This window comes from Bacillus sp. LNXM65, assembly GCF_002998575.1.
GTDB lineage: Bacteria > Bacillota > Bacilli > Bacillales > Bacillaceae > Bacillus.
Genome location: NZ_PVRB01000004.1, coordinates 133,396 through 151,960 on the forward strand (window position 1 = coordinate 133,396; position 18,565 = coordinate 151,960).

Here is an 18,565-nt window from a genome sequence, read left to right on the forward strand (position 1 = left end):
TCATTTGAATGAATAGAGGGGACTAAATGTTTTTGCATAGGTTTCAAATTCTCTTAAAGCTTCTTGACGTGTATCACTTGCTAACAATTGATCTTGAAGTTCTTCAATTTTTTTCACAAGTGCACTGCCTACAACGACACCGTCACTCAGTTTATTCATTGAGTCTACCTGCTCTCTTGTTGAGATGCCAAAACCGACCGCAACCGGTATGTGACTCAGCTGTTTCACTTGTTGAATAAAATCAGTAATCGATTCGTCAAAGGTTTGTCTGACACCTGTTACACCAAGAGATGAAACACAATACACAAAACCTTCTGCCTGCTCTACAATGTTTACTAATCGTTCCTTGCTGGTTGGTGCAACGAGCGAAATATATGAAATGTCATAAGTTTGACAGTTCTTTTGCAGCTCACTGCTCTCTTCAAACGGCAAGTCGGGTGTTAAGAGTCCCGAAATATGATTTTTGCGCAGTAAAGCGAAAAAGTATTCTGTGTCTAATTGTAACACAGGATTATAATACGTAAATAGAATTACAGGAATTTTTACACCATTTTTTTTCATCTTCCCTGCTAATTCTATCGCTTTTACGATATTCATGCCATGATTTAGAGCTCTTTTGGAGGCTCTTTGAATGACAGGACCGTCCGCTAGCGGGTCGGAATAAGGGACACCTAGTTCAATCGCATGTGCACCGGCTGCTTGAAGGGACACAGCTAAATCAATCGTGACTTCTTCTGACGGATCTCCTGCCGTGATAAATGGGATGAATAACTTCTCGCCTTGCTCTAATTGAAATGTGATCATTTGGTTTTGCCCTCACTTTCAAGCACATTCATTAATGTATGCACATCCTTATCTCCTCTTCCTGACAGGCAGACAAGGACGATTTCATCTTCATTCATCGTCCTGCTCATCTCAAACGCCTTGGCTAAAGCATGTGCTGATTCAATCGCTGGCAGGATTCCTTCCTTTTCCGTCAGCAGCTTTAGCGCATCCAGTGCTTCTTGATCTGTAGCACTCACATATTGAACCCGGCCGCTCGCATGTAAATATGCGTGCTCTGGCCCGATCCCAGGATAATCTAAACCAGCTGAAATGGAATAGGGCTCAATAATTTGGCCAAATTCGTCTTGGATTAAATATGTCAAAGATCCATGAATGACCCCTTTTGTCCCCTTCGTAATGGTTGCTGCATGAAGCGGCGTATCGATTCCTTTTCCAGCGGCTTCTACACCAATAATATCAATCTCTTCATCTAAAAACGCTCGGTACATTCCAATGGCATTACTTCCGCCGCCGACACAAGCAATGACTTTATGTGGGAGCCTGCCTTCTTTTTTAAGTATCTGCTCTTTTGCTTCATCACCAATCATCCGTTGGAACTCACTGACGATTTGGGGATACGGGTGAGGTCCTACAACTGAGCCGATCATATAGAAATGATCACTGCAGTGCTGGACCCAGTAACGAATCGCTTCGTTGGTTGCATCTTTTAATGTGCCGTTCCCGCTTGTGACAGGTATAACCTCAGCGCCAAGGAGCTTCATTCGGAATACATTGAGTGATTGTCTTTCCACATCCTCTTTTCCCATAAATACTGTGCAGGATAATCCAAATTTTGCGGCCACCGTTGCAGCTGCTACTCCGTGCTGTCCTGCGCCTGTTTCCGCAATGATGTTCGATTTCCCCATTTTTTTTGCGAGCAGGGCCTGCCCAAGTGCATTGTTGATTTTATGAGCGCCTGTATGGTTTAAATCTTCTCTTTTTAAATAGATTTTTGCGCCGCCGAGGTATGCTGACAATTGATCAGCATATGTCAGCGCAGTCGGTCTGCCTGAATAGTTTTGCAAAAGGGAAAGATACTCTTGCTCAAAAGCAGGGTCTTCTTTTAATTCGTTAAATGCTTGTTCGATTTCTTCGAGCGGCTGCATGAGCGTCTCAGGAACAAATTTCCCTCCAAATTCTCCATATCTGCCAAGCTCATTTGGATATGCGTACATCGTTTAACATCCTTTCTTCGAGCGCTTTGATCTTAGCGCTGCTTTTATTCCCGTTTTCTTCTATGCCGCTTGAAAGATCGATCGCTTTTGGGCCATAGGCAAGCAGCTCTGGCAGCGTTTCTGGTGTTATTCCGCCTGCAATGATGCATGTTTTCTCCAGTCGTTTTGCCTGCTGAATGTATACAGGTACCGCTTCCCATGTAAAAGCTGTGCCAGAACCACCTCTCATCCCTTTTACTTTCGCATCAATGAGGAAGCCATCGACAAACGGCGCAAATGCCGTCATTTTATCGAGTGTTTCTTTTACATCGGGCTCGTGGTGAAAGACTTTCCACACAATCGCTCCTGTTTGTTGTTTTATTTCTTTTGCATCCTCTCGTGTTTCATCTCCATGCAGCTGCACGATATCTAAAGGAATATGCTTTGTGATGTCACACACTTTTTGGATGTTTTCATTTACAAATACACCCGTAATCTCTTTCTCACACTGCGACTCGGTGAGCCATTGTTTCACTTGTTCTGGATCGACTTGTCTTTTACTTGGAGCAAAAATAAACCCGATCGCATCTGCTTGAGATTGCGCAATGCATTCTACATCTTCTAGTGAGACCGCTCCGCAATATTTTAAAAAAGGCTTCATCGTGATCATTCACCAAACAACGTCTGGACGGCTTTTTCTTGTGAGGGTTTTCTCATTAATGATTCACCTACAAGGACAGCACTCGCTCCATGTTTTTTAACAAAGGTCAGATCATCAAATGTCTGAATACCGCTTTCACTTACTAGTAAGACATCCTTTGGAACAAGTGGTGCAATCTCTTTTGTTTGCTCAACTGTTGTTTTAAATGTTTTTAAATTTCGGTTATTCACGCCAATGATTTCAGGGGTGAATAGGTTTAAGATTTGTTCCAGTGTATCTGCTGCATGAACTTCGACAAGAATATCTAGTCCTTTTTCCTTCGCTTCAACATAGAGTTCATGCAGCTGTTTCGGTTCAAGCACTTCTCCAATTAATAAAATGGCATCTGCACCGATACGTCTTGACTCTTCTACCTGTATGGAATCGATGATAAAGTCTTTTCTTAAAATTGGACGTCCGACGTGTTCTTTAATTAAGGAAAGATACTCGTTCTTCCCTTGAAAAAATGGTTCATCTGTTAAGACTGATAAGCAATCAGCATTCGATTTTTCGTATGCTTTTGCTGTTTGCAGAGGATCAAAATTCGGCTGAATGATTCCTTTGGAAGGAGATGCCTTTTTCACCTCAGCAATGAGCCCAATCGAACGGTGAGGATTCATCAGTGCTTCTTTAAATGATCGTCTTTCATAGTGTCCATCATCAGGTAACTCCAACGTTTGGATATGTTCTTTTTTGCGTGCAATGATTTGATTAAGCATAGATCTCTTCCTCTTTCGTTTTTTGTCTTAAACGAGCCAATTGTTCTTTGGCTGCTCCGTTTTTTATCGTTTCTAATGCTTTTAATGTTCCTGCCATGAGGCTTTCAGACTTGCCTGCGATATATAAAGCCGCTCCGGCATTCAGAGCTGTAATATGAAGCGGCGCCCCTTCTGTTTGATGATTCAATATATTCTGAATCAATTTTGCGCTCTCTTCCGGTGATTGGACCTGAATATCTGATAAGTATCCTTTTTCCAGTCCAAAGTCTTCTGGGTTTAGCGTATATTCTGTCATGGCACCTTTTTTGAGTTCAATCACATATGAATTTGCTGTAATCGTTAATTCATCCAGCCCGTCTTCCCCGCATACAAACAAGACATGCTCTGGCTCTAATGGGGCAAGGGCTTCCGCCATTAATTTCGCCTTTTCCTTTGCATACACACCGATGATTTGCTTTTTGGCTTGCATCGGGTGGCAAAGCGGTCCTAATAGATTAAATACCGTCCGGAAGCCAAGCTGCTTGCGGACTGCTGCTACTTGTTTCATAGATGAATGGTACAGTGGTGCAAATAAAAAGCCCATGTTTTTGTCTTGTATTTGTCTTCTCGTTTCTTCTGGAGTGGATTGAATGTGAATGCCAAGACACTCTAGCACGTCGGCACTTCCGCTTTTAGAAGAGACTGAACGATTTCCGTGTTTTGCGATTTTAGCACCAGCGGCGGAAGCCACAATGGCAGCTGCAGTTGATATATTAAATGTAGAGAGTCCATCGCCTCCTGTACCGCATGTGTCAACGACATCGAGCGATCTTTCCGCTGGTGCTGCCTTTTGCCGCATGGCCCTCACGAAGCCTGTCATTTCTTCAGCGGTTTCTCCTCTGTGCGCTAAAATCGATAGACTTGCAGCGACTTCAGCATCTGTTAAAGATCCGCTCAACATATCATGCATTAGCCTATGGGCTTCATTTTCTGATAGGAAGCCTCCGTTAACAAGAGCTGAAAGTCGCTGATTCATCCTGCACACTCTCCTTTTCTGAGAAAATATGTTCAGCAAGCTGAATGGCCTTCAGAAGCGCTCCTGCCTTGTTACAAGTCTCTTCCCATTCATTTTCTGGAACAGAATCTGCGACAATGCCAGCGCCTGCTTGTATGGAAGCGGTCTGATCTTTGATGCTCATGGTGCGAATGGTAATACAAGAGTCGATATTGCCGTCGAACCCAATATAGGCAATACAGCCGCCATACGTTTCCCTTGGCTCAGGCTCCATTTCATTTAATAATTGCATCGCTCTTATTTTCGGTGCCCCTGTTAATGTGCCTGCAGGAAAAGCGGACATGAGCGCATCGACTGGGTGTGTATCCTGCTTTAGCTTCCCTGTCACAATGGAGATGATGTGCATGACATGTGAAAAGTTCACAACTTTTGTAAAGGTCGGTACAGACACACTACCGTATTCTGCTACGCGGCCGACATCATTTCTGGCTAGATCTACTAACATGTAATGTTCTGCTTTTTCTTTCTCATCCTCTAACAGCTCTCTTGCAAGCGCAGCGTCCTCTTCTTTTGTTTTTCCTCGTTTTCTTGTGCCTGCAATGGGGTGAATTTCTAAGTGCCCATTTTTGGCATGGATTAATCGTTCTGGCGAGCTTCCGACTAAATCGCGGTCTTTTAATTTCATAAAATACATGTATGGAGATGGATTCACAATGCGAAGCACGCGGTATAATTCAAATGAACTCACTGACACTGGGATATCAAAGCGCTGTGAGAGGACGCCTTGAAAAATATCACCTGCTCGAATGTATTCTTTGATTTTTTCTACGTCCTTTAAAAATTGCGCTTTTTCATAGGTTGACGTCACATGTTCAAAGGACGGTGATTCGTTCATATTCCCTGATAAAATCAGTTCTTTCATATCAATCTTTGTATGGAGCTTGTGAATCATCTGTTCAAGCCGCTTTTGATTTTCTTTATAAGCTTGTATTTTTTCGTCTTCTGTTTCATTTCCGGTCAGCTGGGTGTATTGGATAAAATGAACATGATTAGTTTCATGATCAAAGGCAATCATCGTTTGGCAGACAAATAGAGTACAATTGTCTGTCGTTGATGCGCTTAGGTGTGGCCTGACAGAAGGTTCAATACTTGGAATAAGATCGTAACTTAAGTACCCAACTGCCCCGCCTGTAAATGGGATGTCAACATCTGGTGTCTTGATTTGGTATTGCTCTTTCATCCAGTCTAGTAAGTCTTTCAGTTCTTGCTTTTTCATGACTTCCTGCCCTGCAGCGTCACGTGCAATATATTGGTTTTGGTCATCGTGTAAGGTTAAAAAAGGATGTAATCCGATGAAGGAATATCTCGACCAGCTAGAAGACTCGTCTCTGCTTTCTAGCAGATACACAATATCTTGCTTGAGTTTTTCGACAATTTGAATCGGTGAGAGCGTATCAACTATAATGGTTTCAACAATCGGGATTGTTTTGTGGGACTCGCTGTCCCTTAAAAATTGGGTCAGGTTTGATTGGGAATTCATAAGCACACTCCTTAAATGGGATTAAGGAGAATGAGGGGACATATAGAGGGTTTGTATGAGTATACGAAATAAGCCTAAAAGAGGGTTGCTCTTTTAGGCAGTATGATGAAATAGACGTATCGTATCTCTGCTCAACTCTACTCATCTCAACTACCCTAGTCTCATTCTCATCTTCTCTAAGCTTGCAATGCCGTTTACACCTGTGTGTAAACTTCGGCTGTTCATATCGTATTATAATTCCTTGTTTTTTGTCAACTGTAAATCAGGGCGAAGCGTCACAGCTTCTTCCAAGTACACATGCTGCACATCTTCCTGCTTTGTGTCTGTTTGGACCGTCATTAAAACGCGAATGCAATGCTTTAGACCGCCTTGAATGTCCAGCTCCTGCATACAAGTAACAGGCACATACGTCCATCCTTCAAACTGACGAAGGGCTTTTGCCGGAAAAACGGAGTGAATATCTTGTGTAGCTGAAATTAAGATCTGCACGACACGTTCTGGATCTACTTGATTTCTTGAAATAATCGCTTCTAGCAGCTGTTTCGTTTTGTTTAACACTTCTGTTTCTGTATCTTCTGTCACAGTTGTAGCCCCACGTATCCCGCGAAACATCATAGACATCCCTCCTCCCGTTTCCATTCTTCGAGCCAGTGATGCAGCTCATCTTTTGTGAAAGACTGCAAGACAGCGTCTCCAACCTGTTTTAATAAAACAAATTGAACGGTTCCGCCTCTTGCCTTTTTATCACCAATCATTCGGTCAACAAATGTTTTCGTGGAAATGTTTTGAGTGACTTGTACCGGGAATCCGAGTTCTTTCATCCAATTTTTTAGTTCCATCCGATTGAGGCTGAGTCCCAGCTTCTTTTCGCTCACATATAGCGCAAACTGCATGCCGATTGCAATAGCATCTCCGTGCGTGATAACGCCGTATCCATACTCTGCTTCAATGGCGTGCCCAAGTGTATGACCTAAATTCAAAAATGCACGCACGCCTTGTTCTCTTTCGTCTTTTTGAACAATCGACGCTTTGACTTGAATCCCTTGATACAGCATATGTGCCAGCTCGCTCTTTGAACATTCCGCCAAAGAACGAATGGACATCAGTTCTGATAAAAAGTCTTCACTTGAAATGAGGGCATGTTTGATGACCTCAGCAAAGCCTGACCTCATTTCAATTTGAGATAGTGTCTCAAGCATACTCGTATCATAGATCACAGCTTTCGGCTGATGAAATGCACCGATTAAATTTTTACCGAGCGGGTGGTTAATCCCTGTTTTCCCGCCAACTGCACTGTCATGTGCCAGCAGCGTCGTCGGCACTTGAATAAAATCAATGCCTCTCATATAACTAGCAGCAACAAAGCCAGCCAAATCCCCAATTACGCCTCCTCCCAGCGCAATGATGCACGAGGAGCGATCCAGCTGAAACTGAATGGCCTTCGTATGAATATGCTCAAACTCAGCAAAAGATTTCGACTGCTCTCCGCTTGGCACAACCACTTTATGCACAGACCACTTCTGCTTAAGTAATCGAACCATTTCATCACCGTAAATGGCATCAACAGCTGTATCTGTAACGATTAGGAGCTTCGTATAGGAATGCCCCGTGGAAGTCATCAAGTCGACGATATTGCGTTTAATCCCATCACCGATGTATACAGGATAAGTGGCTGAAGACGTCTTAACTTCCAGTGTTTTCATTAAAATTCCCTCTGAAGCTGGCGCATTTTTTCAACATTTTCTTTAATGCGGTCGATTTGATCAAGACCAAACTGCTCAACAACAGCATTGGCAATTTCCCAAGCCACGACTGCTTCTGCGACAACACTTGCGGCAGGAACAGCACAGCTGTCAGAACGTTCAATACTTGCGGAGAAAGGTTCTTTTGTTTCAATGTCAACGCTTTGAAGCGGTTTATAAAGCGTTGGGATTGGTTTCATGACCCCTCTTACGACAATTGGCATACCAGTTGACATTCCGCCTTCAAGACCGCCTAAGCGATTTGTTTTTCTCGTATAGCCTTTTTCTTCATCCCAGATGATTTCATCATGGACCTCACTGCCATTTTTAGAAGCCGCCTCGAAGCCGATACCGAATTCAACCCCTTTAAAAGCGTTGATACTCAGAACAGCACCTGCAAGCTTGCTGTCTAATTTGCGGTCATAGTGAACATAGCTTCCGACTCCAACCGGCATTCCTTCAACGATAACTTCAACAATTCCGCCAATTGAATCACCGTTTTTCTTCGCTTCATCAATGGCATCCATCATTTTTTGACCTGCTTCACTGTCGTAGCAGCGAACAGGCGACTCTTCCGTTACCTTTTGCAAATCTTCAATCGATTTATATGTCGTATGAGCTGCTTTCACTCCGCCAATTTCAAGAACGTGGCCAGCTACCTTGATTCCTAGATGAGCCAAGATTTGTTTGGCGACTGCGCCTGCTGCTACGCGAACGGTTGTCTCGCGGGCTGATGAACGCTCTAATACGTTTCGCATATCACGATGTCCATATTTAATCGCACCATTTAAATCCGCATGTCCTGGTCTAGGGCGTGAAATTTGACGCTTCATTTCACTCTCTTCTTCTTCTGTGATCGGCTCTGCCCCCATCACCTTTGTCCAATGCTTCCAGTCGTTGTTTTCAACGACAAGTGCAATAGGAGAACCTAATGTTTTCCCGTGGCGAACACCACTTAACACTTTCGCTTGGTCTTTTTCAATCTGCATTCTTCGCCCGCGGCCGTGACCTTTTTGTCTTCTAGCCAATTCATAATTGATGTCATCCTGCTCTATGTAAAGTCCCGCTGGAACGCCTTCAATAATTGTGGTCAATTGTGGACCATGTGATTCACCTGCTGTTAAGTATCTCATGACTTGATCTCCCTTCATCGCATTAACGCTTTTAAGTAAAACTATGATAACACACTTACTACTAAAAAGTCAGCTACAACCCCTTCTTTTGATAAAAGAAAGTATCAGCAGATGTCAGTCCAAACTTTTCTGGGTGAAAAATTTGTTCAGTAGAACCCACAAATAATACGCCATTTGGTTTTAAACTGCTGCTCATTTTCAAGTAAATCTCTTCTTTTGCCTCTTCTGTAAAGTAAATGAGGACATTTCGGCACACGATAAGATCAAGCTGTTTTTCATAAGGATCTGCTAAAAGGTTGTGCTTCTTAAATTGAATGTGCTTTCGCACATCATCCTTCACAGTGTAAAATGAAGAATCTTCTTTTGTGAAATATTTTTGCTTGATTTGATCTGGTACCTCTTGCAATGATCGTTCATGATATCTTCCTTTTTGAGCTGATTGCAGAACTTTATCATCAATATCAGTTGCAATAATTTGGAAGTCCTTCACGAGCGGATGGCTTGATAGAAGCATTGAGAGTGTATACGGCTCCTCTCCTGTCGAACATGCTGCACTCCATATTTTTAGGGTGCCGCTGTTTTTCGAAAGCAGCGGAAGAATTTTTTGGTCAAGCACTTCCCAGCGCTGATAGTTTCGGTAAAATTCTGACACATTGATCGTCATTCGATCCATCGTCTCATCTAATAGTGCTCTATCCTTTTCAAGGGCAACCGCGAATGCTTCAAAATCTCTATATCCTTTTTTATCATAAAGTGACGTTAATCTTCGTTTCATTTGTGCTTCTTTATATAAATTCAGATCCACCCCGGTTAGTTTTTTCCATTTTCCGACAAATACTTGATATTGATCCATCAAAGTCCTCTCCTGTCTCATCTATCTTTGTCCTAGTATAGCTGTTTTTATCGAAAATTTGTATCTTCTCATGCGAAATTTCGTGTAGAAATATTCATATAAAAAAAGCCAAGGTGCTCATTTGATGAACACCTTGGCTTGAACCTTAATAAATCCAGCTTGAGATGGTTTGATCCCAGCTTGTGAGTTCTTCTTGTTTGAAGAATAAGTTGATTTCTCTTTCAGCACTTTCTGGTGAGTCTGAGCCATGGATAATGTTTTTTCCAACCGTCAATCCATAGTCTCCTCTTATTGTGCCTGGAAGTGCTTCCTTCGGGTTTGTTTTGCCGATAATCTGTCTTGTTACATCTACTACCTGTTCACCTTGCCATACCATTGCAAATACTGGTCCTGACGTAATAAAGTCAACCAATTCCCCGAAAAATGGTTTTTCTTTATGCTCTCCGTAATGTGTTTCTGCTACTTCTTTTGGAATACTCATTAGTTTTGCACCAACAAGCTGAAGCCCCTTTTTTTCGAATCTTGACACAATTTCACCGATTAATTGTCTTTCCACACCATCAGGTTTGACCATAAGAAATGTTTTGTCCATATACGTTCTCCACCCCGTCGTTATGTATGTATAGGCTTACATTGTTACAAAGTGATCGTATCATTTTTTTTTATAATAATCAATTTTTGACAAAAAATTTCACAAAAAAACCAATCAACAACATGTTGATTAGAATTTTCGTTTTCCAATATATTTGGCAATGGAGGCGAGTGACGTTTTTGCTCGTCCTCGAGGAAGTTTGTCCAGCTGTTCAAATGCCTTCTTCAAATACATTTCACTCACTCGAATCGAGCGGTCGATCGCATCTGTTTGTTTGAGATGTTCAATCACAGGCTTCAGCTGCATTTCCGTTGTTTCACTATTAATCAGCTTTAATTGGCCTTCGAGTGCCTGGTTCTTCAGTGCATATAAGACCGGGAGTGTGACATTTCCTTGTAAAAGGTCTCCCCCAACAGGCTTACCAAGCTCTTCTTCAGTTGATGTGAAATCAAGCACATCATCAATGATCTGATAGGACATACCGACATAATAGCCAAACCAGTAAAGGGCTTTATGTGTTTTCTCATCTGTACCTGCTGCTATCGCACCTAACTGGCAGCTGCCTGCAATGAGCAAGGCTGTTTTTCGTTTGATTCTTCTTAAGTATGTACGCAGGTTTTGATCCATATTGTATTTGTCTTTCACTTGCTCGATTTCACCAAGACAGAGCTCGACGACCATCTTTGACAAAATTTCATGCGCCATTGGGTGATTGATCTTTGTCATATACTCAAGCGATCTTGCAAACATATAATCTCCTGTGTACATGGCAATTCGATTGTCCCATTTTGCCTTAATCGTTGGCTTGCCTCTTCTCAGCTCAGCATCATCAATGACATCATCATGAACGAGCGATGCCATATGAATCAGCTCAAGAGCAACGGCAACATATTTAATTTTATTAATGTCATAGTCGCCAAACATGCCTGAAAGGAGAACAAAAACGGGGCGGATTCGTTTTCCGCCCGCTTGCAGCAAATGAAGACCTGCTTCACTTAATAATGCATAATCAGAGCGAACTGTTTGTTCAAGCTCTTTTTCAATAATATCGATATCATGATTTAAAAAAGAGATCATTGCTTTTAGTTTCATTATTTTCACCCAAATATCGTTTATTCAAAGCTTCTTTCCGATATGTGTTGCTGCTACACCGCCTGTAAATGGATGATACGAGACATCAGACAGACCCGCCTCTTCGAAAAGAGCCGCCAGTTCTTTCATGCCAGGGAACGCTTTGGCTGATTCTTGAAGCCATGAATACTCCTGATAGCTTTTGGCAAACAGTTTACCAAAGAGCGGCATGATGTATTTGAAATAGACATAGTAACCTTGTTTAAACCCAATCATTTCAGGCTGTGATGTCTCAAGACAGACAACCATTCCACCAGGCTTCACGACTCTTGTCATTTCCTTTAGCACCGTTAAGTAATCAGGGACGTTTCGTAGGCCAAAACCGATCGTGACATAATCAAATGTGTTATCCTCAAAAGGAAGCTCCATCGCATTGCCGTGAAGCAGTTCAATTTGATTATAGCCCCCAGTTTTCACCTTCGTTTCTCCAACACTCAGCATATTTTTACTAAAATCAAGGCCTTTGACTTCGCCTTTTTCGCCTACAGCATCAGCAAGCGCAATGGTCCAATCGGCTGTTCCGCAGCATACGTCTAATGCTTTGGCTCCTTTTTGAACATTCATGAGTTTCATTGTTTTATCGCGCCATTTTTTATGCTGCTTAAAGCTGATGACAGAGTTCATTTGATCATAATTTTTATAAATTTTTTCAAATACACCGTGTACTCGCTGTTCTTTTGATTGCTGCATGACTTACCCTTCTTCCACTTTCTGATGGTACGCAGGCTCATTTTTCATATGATCCAAGCGATTTAATAGCTCTTTTTGAACGACCGGAGATGAAACAAGATGCTCCTTGATCGATCGTTTGGCCTTTTCATAGCCTTCCTTCTCAAAGTTGTCAAAACATGTATAGGCGTCCGTATAGCTATCGTTCAAAAAAAGTTTTAAATGTTTGTCATCTTCTGCTTGTTTCATGAAACGCTTATAAACAAGGAAACGACTTGCAATCTCATTCCAATGCGTTAATTGAAAATGCTCAGAAACCCTTTGGAATAACGCAGACTCAACAGTTGCTACACTTTTGTAAAAGTGCGCTGCATCTTGAATGGATCGATCATACAGTCTAATTTTATGTTCATTGATCTCTTTGATCGCCGTTGCGAGCGTGCGAATCATGTAGATGTCTTTCATGTCAGAGAGAAGAGAATAATAGAGACCGCTGAAATAGTCTCCTGCTAGGATGGTCAGCTGACGATTTTTGAATTCGTCTTGTTTGATGGCTGCAGCAGTTGTGACTTCGTCATGGGTATCAAGGGCAATTTGTACAAGCATCGCCGTTAAAATATAATTTTCTTTTTTCTCTGCATCAATTTGAGCTTCATCAAACATTGCATGAAAAAGAAGGAGCTTATCTTCATCGATGAGTGGCGCACGTAAATGCTTCGCCAAATAAGGATGAGAAAGCTTTTTATTTAATTTTATATTTAGATTAGATAAAATTCCGTAGATGTCTTGCAAAGATATCACCCTTGTCCCAAAAATTACAGTTTCATATGTAGCCCTGCACATTGTATAGAGATTTATTATACCATATCAGCTCTCACTTTTATGCTATCAAGTGCATTCAAGTGCTTATTTCTTTGCTTCGCTTTGAATTTCACCGAAGCTTGTTTGAATGACAGCATCGCCTCTTACTTTGATCGCTGACGTATGCTCAGTAAATTGTGCAATGATGACTTCACCTTTATCGAGCTTTTCGGAATGGTGAAATCTTGTATCAGAGCCTCTAGTTAAGCCGATGACATTTACACCATTATCAATGGCTTTAATCACTACAAAATCAGATGCTTTATTTTCACTCAATCTGTTCACCTTCCATCTATTGAATTAGTCGTTTTTAATAAAGGAAAGCACTTCTGCTCTTGCCGCCGTATCATTTGCAAATGTACCGCGTACTGCTGATGTCACGGTTTTAGCACCTGGCTTTTTCACTCCGCGCATCGTCATACACATATGTTCTGCTTCAACGACAATCATCACGCCATGCGGATTGAGTGTTTCCACCATACTATCTGCAATGGTTGATGTAATGCGTTCCTGAAGCTGCGGGCGTTTGGCAACAGCCTCTACAGCTCTTGCAAGTTTGCTAAGTCCCGTTACTTTTCCGCCGCGCGGAATATAAGCGACATGGGCTTTTCCGTAAAAAGGTACAAGGTGGTGTTCACACATTGAATGGAAAGCAATATCTTTTACAAGAACGAGTTCTTCGTGGTCTTCACCAAAAATGGTTTTAAAATGTTCTTTTGGATCTTCATTTAATCCCGAGAACACTTCTTCATACATTTTTGCTACTCGTTTTGGGGTATCAAGAAGTCCTTCACGATCTGGATCTTCTCCGATGGCTTTTAATATATCGCGTACTGCGTGTTCAATTAGTTCTTTATTTATTTCACTCATGTATTATATCCTCCAAAGGCGATTACATTTCAATCAGATTCTAGCACACTTCAGATCCTAAAAGCAAAGGAGAGCGTTCTAAACGAACCTTTTGATTCAAAAGGAAAAGCCCCTTATGAAAGGGGCTTTTCTAGACCAGTGTGAAACTGTATATGTATAACTCCTGCAATAGGATCATTACACATAACGATTATTTACCTGCCACCGCGTCTTTAAGTGCTTTACCTGGTTTGAAAGCAGGTACTTTGCTTGCAGGGATTTCGATCTCTGCACCAGTTTGTGGGTTACGTCCTTTACGAGCTGAACGCTCACGTACTTCAAAGTTACCAAAACCGATAAGTTGGATTTTGTCACCATTTTTAAGTGCATCTAAAATTGTATCAAAAACAGAATCAACTGCTTTTGTCGCGTCTTTTTTAGATAACTCGCTTGCTTCAGCAACCGCGTTAATAAGTTCTGTCTTGTTCATGCCTTTCACCTCCTCCCAAAAATATGCATTCAGTAGATTGTTATCATTTCTTCACAATTCATCTTCTTTCTATACACTTTTTTCGAAAAAAAGAGCGTCTAGAAAGCGTTATACATGGCTATTCATTAGAAAACAACTCTTTGAAGGAATGTTTGTCCAACAAAGTGAAGATTTTCTGTAAGTAGATTAACACATATGAAATACCATATCAAGCATTTTAAAGGGAAGAATCCTTATTCGTCAAGGATTAAGGGCACTTTTGCGAACGAATATTCCTAATTTCAGCCTGAATCTGACTAATCTTTATACATTTGTCTTTTTATGACTCATTCAATACGCAAAAAAAGACCCCTGTCAATGAGAGGTCTCACATGCTATAGGATAATGGCGATCAAACCGCCTGATCCTTCGTTGATGATTCTTTCAAGCGTTTCTTTCAGCTTATACCTTGCATTTTCTGGCATCAGCGACAGCTTTGCTTGAATACCTTCTCTGACAAGGGAGCTGAGTGAGCGCCCAAATATATCAGAATTCCAAATCGAAAGCGGATCATCTTCAAAGTCTTGCATTAAGTAGCGGACGAGCTCTTCACTTTGTTTCTCTGTTCCAATAATCGGTGCAAATTCACTCTCTACATCTACCTTAATCATATGAATAGATGGCGCAACCGCCTTTAATCTCACGCCGAATCTCGAGCCCTGCCTAATGATTTCTGGCTCATCTAAACTCATATCTGACAAGGCCGGGGCCGCAATCCCGTATCCCGTCTGCTTCACCATTTTTAATGCGTCTGATACTTGATCATATTCTGTCTTCGCATGCGCAAAATCTTGCATGAGCTCTAGAAGATGGTCTTTCCCTCTAATTTCCACACCAACCACTTCTTTTAGAATATGATCATATAGATCATCTGGGGCGTACAGGTCAATCTCCGCAATCCCCTGACCCATTTCAATCCCTGCTAAGCCCGCTCTTTCAATAAAGTCAAATTCGCTAAATTGACCAACGACACGGTCAACATCTCTTAATCTTTTAATATCCTTTACGGTTTCCTTCACTGAATCCTGATAACTTTCTCTCAGCCAATGATCTTCTTTCAGCACCATGACCCAGCTTGGCAAGTTCACATTCACCTCTAGGACTGGGAATTCATATAATGCTTCACGAAGCACACTAAGGACGTCTTGCTCTCTCATACTTTCTACACTCATGGCGAGTACTGGAATATCATATTTTTGGCTGAGTTCCTGCCGCAGCGCTTCAGTTTCAGGGTGATATGGCCTCACAGAGTTGATCACCATAATAAACGGCTTTCCAACCTCTTTGAGCTCATCAATCACACGTTCTTCAGATTCAATATAATCATGTCTTGGGATTTCTCCAATGGAACCATCTGTTGTAATCACAACACCGATGGTTGAATGCTCTTGAATGACCTTGCGTGTGCCAATTTCCGCTGCTTCATGGAACGGGATTGGCTCTTCATACCACGGCGTGTTGATCATTCTTGGACCATTTTCATCTTCATACCCGCGCGCACCAGGGACTGTGTATCCGACACAATCAACAAGCCTGATGTTGACATCAAGACCGTCACTCACATGGATCGATGCCGCTTGATTCGGTACAAATTTTGGCTCAGTGGTCATAATGGTTTTTCCTGCTGCACTTTGCGGCAATTCATCCTGTGCTCTTGCACGATCTGCCTCATTATTGATATTCGGGAGCACCACGAGCTCCATAAACTTTTTAATAAACGTAGATTTCCCTGTACGAACAGCGCCAACGACTCCTAAATATATATCGCCTCCTGTTCGTTCAGCGATATCCTTGAAAATATCGACTTTTTCCAAGTGATCCCCTCCCGGACTTGCTATCCTCGTTTTCAAATAAAATACTCTATTCTTCAATCAAACTGTGCTTGAAAGGTGTCTGGACAATATATGTGTATGACGTTGTCCTATTTAAATATGACACCTTTTTTGTTTTGAGAGTATGTTTAGCCATAAAAAAACCTTTCTCCTCATTTATATGCAGAGGAAAAAGGTTCATTCTTGTTTATGACGTCTTTTTTTCTAAAAAGTCAGGCTCACCTTTTTTGTTGATGGTATATGGGACAGAAAACGCGGGTACAAACGGGGTTTCCTGCCAATAGACATCTTGAATGTTTTCACCTGTTTTGAGCTTTTGTTTCGTATTCTTCAAAATATGAGCAAAATCACTTCGGTAGTCCACATAGATTTCGCCATTTGATGAAATCAGTAACGGGAGGGAATTCCCCGTCACCGGACTCATGACCGTAGGCGGCGATTTTAAGCCTAGCTTTTTTTCATTTAACGTATATAAATTGCTTGATACTACTTTGCCATATGGCGGATATGTATGTTCATCTTGATATATTTTGATTCTAAGCCGTAATTCACTGATGGTTTGCGTCATTTTGACATCAATCAGTTTCACCGTTGGTTTTTTTTCGACGTCTGTGAGGACATACATATATTCGCCCCCGCCTTCAAAAGATGTAGACGGTACATCGTGTAAATATCTTGGTGACAAGCGCTTAAAGTCGATGACGTACTTCTGATAAACCGGCGTGTCTGCTTCTTTCGTTTCAATCGGCAAAAGGCCATTTGTTGCTTTTTGAAATTCCTCAATCGCTGTCTGAACGCTTTGCAGCTGTTCTTCATATGGCACACGGTTTTCAGTTTTGCGATTTTCTGGATACAGACATCCTGTTAGTAAAATAAGTGCTAACAACGTGACACTGACTTTTGCTTTGATCATCACATTCTTCCTTTTTCTTTATTCATTGACCGGCCCGCTAAATACAACTAAAAACACAATGATACCTGATATAAGCATCAAGCTGTATGCGACGGTCGAGGCTGTTATTTTAAGAAACCGGCTTTTCAGCTTAAATCGACTGAAATAAATGGTTACTACGGCTAAAAACATGAGCCCCATTGAACCAAGCGCAAACCACATCTTGATTAAAGCAAAACTCATCGTGCCTGTCCCCCTTCAAAACGAACAAATTGTAAGCGTTTATATTTCATTCTAAACCAAAAATAAGGTAAATATCAATCATTTTTCCAATCATTCAGAAAAAAGCGCATAAAAAAACTGAAGCAAAGAGGGGGACTCTGCTTCAGTCATTAAATCGACTATTTTTCCTCATTCTGTAGAGGCAAAGCTCTATTCAAACTTCATTGCTATGTTATGCAAGTCTTCCCCTTCTTGCATCCTCTACATGCCTAAGTTCAGTCTTCCATTTATTTTGTTTGGTTTTCAAACATGTTCACAAGGTCTTCCATTTCATGTGTTTTCACACGTGCCATCAATGATTCTACAGCATCGTCGACCTTTTTCCCTTCAAATAAGACGTGGTAAAGCGCCTCTGTAATCGGCATGCTGACCTTGTATTCTTTGGAGAGCTGATAAGCGCCTTTTGTTGTACGTACGCCTTCAACAACCATCCCCATTTTTTCAAGCACTTCTTCAAGCTTATACCCTTTACCAAGCAGATTTCCGCAGCGCCAGTTACGCGAATGAACACTTGTACATGTCACGATCAAATCTCCCACGCCTGTTAATCCGGCAAATGTCAGAGGATTTCCTCCCATTTTTGTACCGAGACGTGCGATTTCAGCGAGTCCTCTAGTGATGAGCGCCGCTTTCGCATTGTCACCATATCCAAGTCCGTCTGTGATCCCTGCCGCAAGAGCAATGATATTTTTCAGTGCTCCGCCAATTTCTACACCAATCACATCAGGGTTTGTGTATACTCTAAAGTTGTTGTTCATGAACAAATCTTGAACAAATTGAGCCGCTTCAATATTTTCTGATGAGACAGTGACAGTTGTCGGATGACGCAAGCCTACTTCTTCGGCATGGCTCGGCCCTGATAAGACAACAACAGCTTCTCTTTTCTCATCTGGGACTTCTTGTTCAATCATTTGAGATATTCTCAGAAGTGTATCTGGTTCAATCCCTTTACTTACATGAACAAACGGCACTTTCGATATGATCAGCTCATTTGCCTGCTTTAATACTTCACGAATGGCCTTTGTTGGCACAGCGACAATAATAGCGTCTGTCCCCTCTAACGCCTGCTTCATGTCTGTCGTCGCCTTGATAGACGCTGGCAGTGCGACATTTGGCAAGTAATCATGATTTTCATGTTTCTCATTGATTTGATCAATAAGCTCTTGTCTATGTCCCCACATGTGTACATCATGATGATTATCAGCTAATACAAGCGCAAGAGCTGTTCCCCAGCTACCTGCTCCAAGTACTGAAATTTTCTTCATTCT

At 41.7% G+C, this 18,565-nt stretch carries 21 protein-coding genes; all 21 read right to left on the reverse strand.

From position 1 onward, the window contains the following. On the reverse strand, nt 1–804 hold the full coding sequence (trpA, locus tag C6Y03_RS09125; protein ID WP_095285333.1) for a tryptophan synthase subunit alpha: 804 nt from the start codon (nt 802–804) through the stop codon (nt 1–3). Beyond that, entirely contained in the window at nt 801–2,000 is a 1,200-nt protein-coding gene (gene trpB, locus C6Y03_RS09130; protein WP_034661059.1) for a tryptophan synthase subunit beta, read from the reverse strand. The genes trpA and trpB overlap by 4 nt, the downstream gene beginning before the upstream one ends. Then, the gene (locus tag C6Y03_RS09135; RefSeq protein ID WP_106036827.1) at nt 1,981–2,640 is read right to left on the reverse strand and encodes a phosphoribosylanthranilate isomerase; all 660 of its coding nucleotides are present in this window, start codon (nt 2,638–2,640) and stop codon (nt 1,981–1,983) included. The genes trpB and C6Y03_RS09135 overlap by 20 nt, the downstream gene beginning before the upstream one ends. Nucleotides 2,641–2,645: 5 nt before the next feature. After that, entirely contained in the window at nt 2,646–3,398 is a 753-nt protein-coding gene (gene trpC / locus C6Y03_RS09140) for an indole-3-glycerol phosphate synthase TrpC (protein WP_106036828.1), read from the reverse strand. Then, nucleotides 3,391–4,413, reverse strand: coding sequence for an anthranilate phosphoribosyltransferase (gene trpD / locus C6Y03_RS09145; protein ID WP_106039208.1), 1,023 nt, complete (start codon nt 4,411–4,413; stop codon nt 3,391–3,393). Before trpD ends, trpC begins: the two co-directional genes overlap by 8 nt. Further along, nucleotides 4,385–5,932 (reverse strand): anthranilate synthase component I, encoded by a 1,548-nt coding sequence (gene trpE / locus C6Y03_RS09150; RefSeq protein ID WP_106039209.1) that lies wholly within the window; start codon nt 5,930–5,932, stop codon nt 4,385–4,387. The genes trpD and trpE overlap by 29 nt, the downstream gene beginning before the upstream one ends. A 231-nt stretch (nt 5,933–6,163) precedes the next feature. Further along, complete coding sequence (gene aroH / locus C6Y03_RS09155) at nt 6,164–6,547, reverse strand: chorismate mutase (RefSeq protein ID WP_034661065.1); 384 nt, start codon at nt 6,545–6,547, stop codon at nt 6,164–6,166. After that, nucleotides 6,544–7,635: a 3-dehydroquinate synthase gene (gene aroB / locus C6Y03_RS09160; RefSeq protein ID WP_060596744.1), complete on the reverse strand. Its 1,092-nt coding sequence runs from the start codon at nt 7,633–7,635 to the stop codon at nt 6,544–6,546. Before aroB ends, aroH begins: the two co-directional genes overlap by 4 nt. After that, nucleotides 7,635–8,807: a chorismate synthase gene (aroC, locus tag C6Y03_RS09165; RefSeq protein ID WP_060596745.1), complete on the reverse strand. Its 1,173-nt coding sequence runs from the start codon at nt 8,805–8,807 to the stop codon at nt 7,635–7,637. The genes aroB and aroC overlap by 1 nt, the downstream gene beginning before the upstream one ends. Before the next feature lie 73 nt (nt 8,808–8,880). Beyond that, the gene (locus C6Y03_RS09170) at nt 8,881–9,660 is read right to left on the reverse strand and encodes a CheR family methyltransferase (protein ID WP_060596746.1); all 780 of its coding nucleotides are present in this window, start codon (nt 9,658–9,660) and stop codon (nt 8,881–8,883) included. Nucleotides 9,661–9,805: 145 nt separating this feature from the next. Next, nucleotides 9,806–10,252, reverse strand: coding sequence for a nucleoside-diphosphate kinase (gene ndk, locus C6Y03_RS09175; RefSeq protein ID WP_034661072.1), 447 nt, complete (start codon nt 10,250–10,252; stop codon nt 9,806–9,808). Between the two features lie 129 nt (nt 10,253–10,381). Then, nucleotides 10,382–11,344, reverse strand: coding sequence for a heptaprenyl diphosphate synthase component II (gene hepT / locus C6Y03_RS09180; protein ID WP_034661075.1), 963 nt, complete (start codon nt 11,342–11,344; stop codon nt 10,382–10,384). Nucleotides 11,345–11,368: 24 nt separating this feature from the next. Further along, nucleotides 11,369–12,073: a demethylmenaquinone methyltransferase gene (locus tag C6Y03_RS09185; protein WP_034661076.1), complete on the reverse strand. Its 705-nt coding sequence runs from the start codon at nt 12,071–12,073 to the stop codon at nt 11,369–11,371. 3 nt (nt 12,074–12,076) lie between these two features. After that, entirely contained in the window at nt 12,077–12,844 is a 768-nt protein-coding gene (locus tag C6Y03_RS09190; RefSeq protein WP_060596747.1) for a heptaprenyl diphosphate synthase component 1, read from the reverse strand. A 114-nt stretch (nt 12,845–12,958) separates the two neighbouring features. After that, nucleotides 12,959–13,189 carry a trp RNA-binding attenuation protein MtrB gene (gene mtrB / locus C6Y03_RS09195; RefSeq protein WP_008344541.1) on the reverse strand — a complete coding sequence of 77 codons (231 nt, stop codon included), beginning with the start codon at nt 13,187–13,189 and terminating at the stop codon, nt 12,959–12,961. Between the two features lie 24 nt (nt 13,190–13,213). Beyond that, complete coding sequence (gene folE / locus C6Y03_RS09200; RefSeq protein ID WP_034661079.1) at nt 13,214–13,783, reverse strand: GTP cyclohydrolase I FolE; 570 nt, start codon at nt 13,781–13,783, stop codon at nt 13,214–13,216. A 190-nt stretch (nt 13,784–13,973) separates the two neighbouring features. Continuing rightward, nucleotides 13,974–14,252, reverse strand: a complete 279-nt coding sequence (hbs, locus tag C6Y03_RS09205; protein WP_003215863.1) for a non-specific DNA-binding protein Hbs — start codon at nt 14,250–14,252, stop codon at nt 13,974–13,976. A 374-nt stretch (nt 14,253–14,626) separates the two neighbouring features. Beyond that, entirely contained in the window at nt 14,627–16,105 is a 1,479-nt protein-coding gene (spoIVA, locus tag C6Y03_RS09215) for a stage IV sporulation protein A (RefSeq protein WP_008344534.1), read from the reverse strand. Between the two features lie 205 nt (nt 16,106–16,310). After that, a complete protein-coding gene (locus C6Y03_RS09220; RefSeq protein ID WP_106039210.1) occupies nt 16,311–17,036 on the reverse strand; it encodes a hypothetical protein in 726 nt (241 codons plus the stop codon). 18 nt (nt 17,037–17,054) lie between these two features. After that, entirely contained in the window at nt 17,055–17,258 is a 204-nt protein-coding gene (locus C6Y03_RS09225) for a DUF2768 domain-containing protein (RefSeq protein ID WP_034318888.1), read from the reverse strand. 266 nt (nt 17,259–17,524) lie between these two features. Continuing rightward, nucleotides 17,525–18,562: an NAD(P)H-dependent glycerol-3-phosphate dehydrogenase gene (locus C6Y03_RS09230; RefSeq protein ID WP_106031054.1), complete on the reverse strand. Its 1,038-nt coding sequence runs from the start codon at nt 18,560–18,562 to the stop codon at nt 17,525–17,527. Between the last annotated feature and the right edge of the window lie 3 nt (nt 18,563–18,565).

What these genes read in the sequence shown, in the direction of transcription:
- trpA (WP_095285333.1), bottom strand. Translation starts at nt 804, where the DNA reads ATGATCACATTTCAATTAGAGCAAGGCGAGAAGTTATTCATCCCATTT.
- aroB (WP_060596744.1), bottom strand. Translation starts at nt 7,635, where the DNA reads ATGAAAACACTGGAAGTTAAGACGTCTTCAGCCACTTATCCTGTATAC.
- C6Y03_RS09225 (WP_034318888.1), bottom strand. Translation starts at nt 17,258, where the DNA reads ATGAGTTTTGCTTTAATCAAGATGTGGTTTGCGCTTGGTTCAATGGGG.
- C6Y03_RS09220 (WP_106039210.1), bottom strand. Translation starts at nt 17,036, where the DNA reads ATGATCAAAGCAAAAGTCAGTGTCACGTTGTTAGCACTTATTTTACTA.
- trpE (WP_106039209.1), bottom strand. Translation starts at nt 5,932, where the DNA reads ATGAATTCCCAATCAAACCTGACCCAATTTTTAAGGGACAGCGAGTCC.
- C6Y03_RS09230 (WP_106031054.1), bottom strand. Translation starts at nt 18,562, where the DNA reads ATGAAGAAAATTTCAGTACTTGGAGCAGGTAGCTGGGGAACAGCTCTT.
- folE (WP_034661079.1), bottom strand. Translation starts at nt 13,783, where the DNA reads ATGAGTGAAATAAATAAAGAACTAATTGAACACGCAGTACGCGATATA.
- C6Y03_RS09135 (WP_106036827.1), bottom strand. Translation starts at nt 2,640, where the DNA reads ATGAAGCCTTTTTTAAAATATTGCGGAGCGGTCTCACTAGAAGATGTA.
- C6Y03_RS09170 (WP_060596746.1), bottom strand. Translation starts at nt 9,660, where the DNA reads ATGGATCAATATCAAGTATTTGTCGGAAAATGGAAAAAACTAACCGGG.
- hepT (WP_034661075.1), bottom strand. Translation starts at nt 11,344, where the DNA reads ATGAAACTAAAAGCAATGATCTCTTTTTTAAATCATGATATCGATATT.
- hbs (WP_003215863.1), bottom strand. Translation starts at nt 14,252, where the DNA reads ATGAACAAGACAGAACTTATTAACGCGGTTGCTGAAGCAAGCGAGTTA.
- trpC (WP_106036828.1), bottom strand. Translation starts at nt 3,398, where the DNA reads ATGCTTAATCAAATCATTGCACGCAAAAAAGAACATATCCAAACGTTG.
- trpB (WP_034661059.1), bottom strand. Translation starts at nt 2,000, where the DNA reads ATGTACGCATATCCAAATGAGCTTGGCAGATATGGAGAATTTGGAGGG.
- trpD (WP_106039208.1), bottom strand. Translation starts at nt 4,413, where the DNA reads ATGAATCAGCGACTTTCAGCTCTTGTTAACGGAGGCTTCCTATCAGAA.
- C6Y03_RS09185 (WP_034661076.1), bottom strand. Translation starts at nt 12,073, where the DNA reads ATGCAGCAATCAAAAGAACAGCGAGTACACGGTGTATTTGAAAAAATT.
- aroC (WP_060596745.1), bottom strand. Translation starts at nt 8,807, where the DNA reads ATGAGATACTTAACAGCAGGTGAATCACATGGTCCACAATTGACCACA.
- aroH (WP_034661065.1), bottom strand. Translation starts at nt 6,547, where the DNA reads ATGATGTTTCGCGGGATACGTGGGGCTACAACTGTGACAGAAGATACA.
- ndk (WP_034661072.1), bottom strand. Translation starts at nt 10,252, where the DNA reads ATGGACAAAACATTTCTTATGGTCAAACCTGATGGTGTGGAAAGACAA.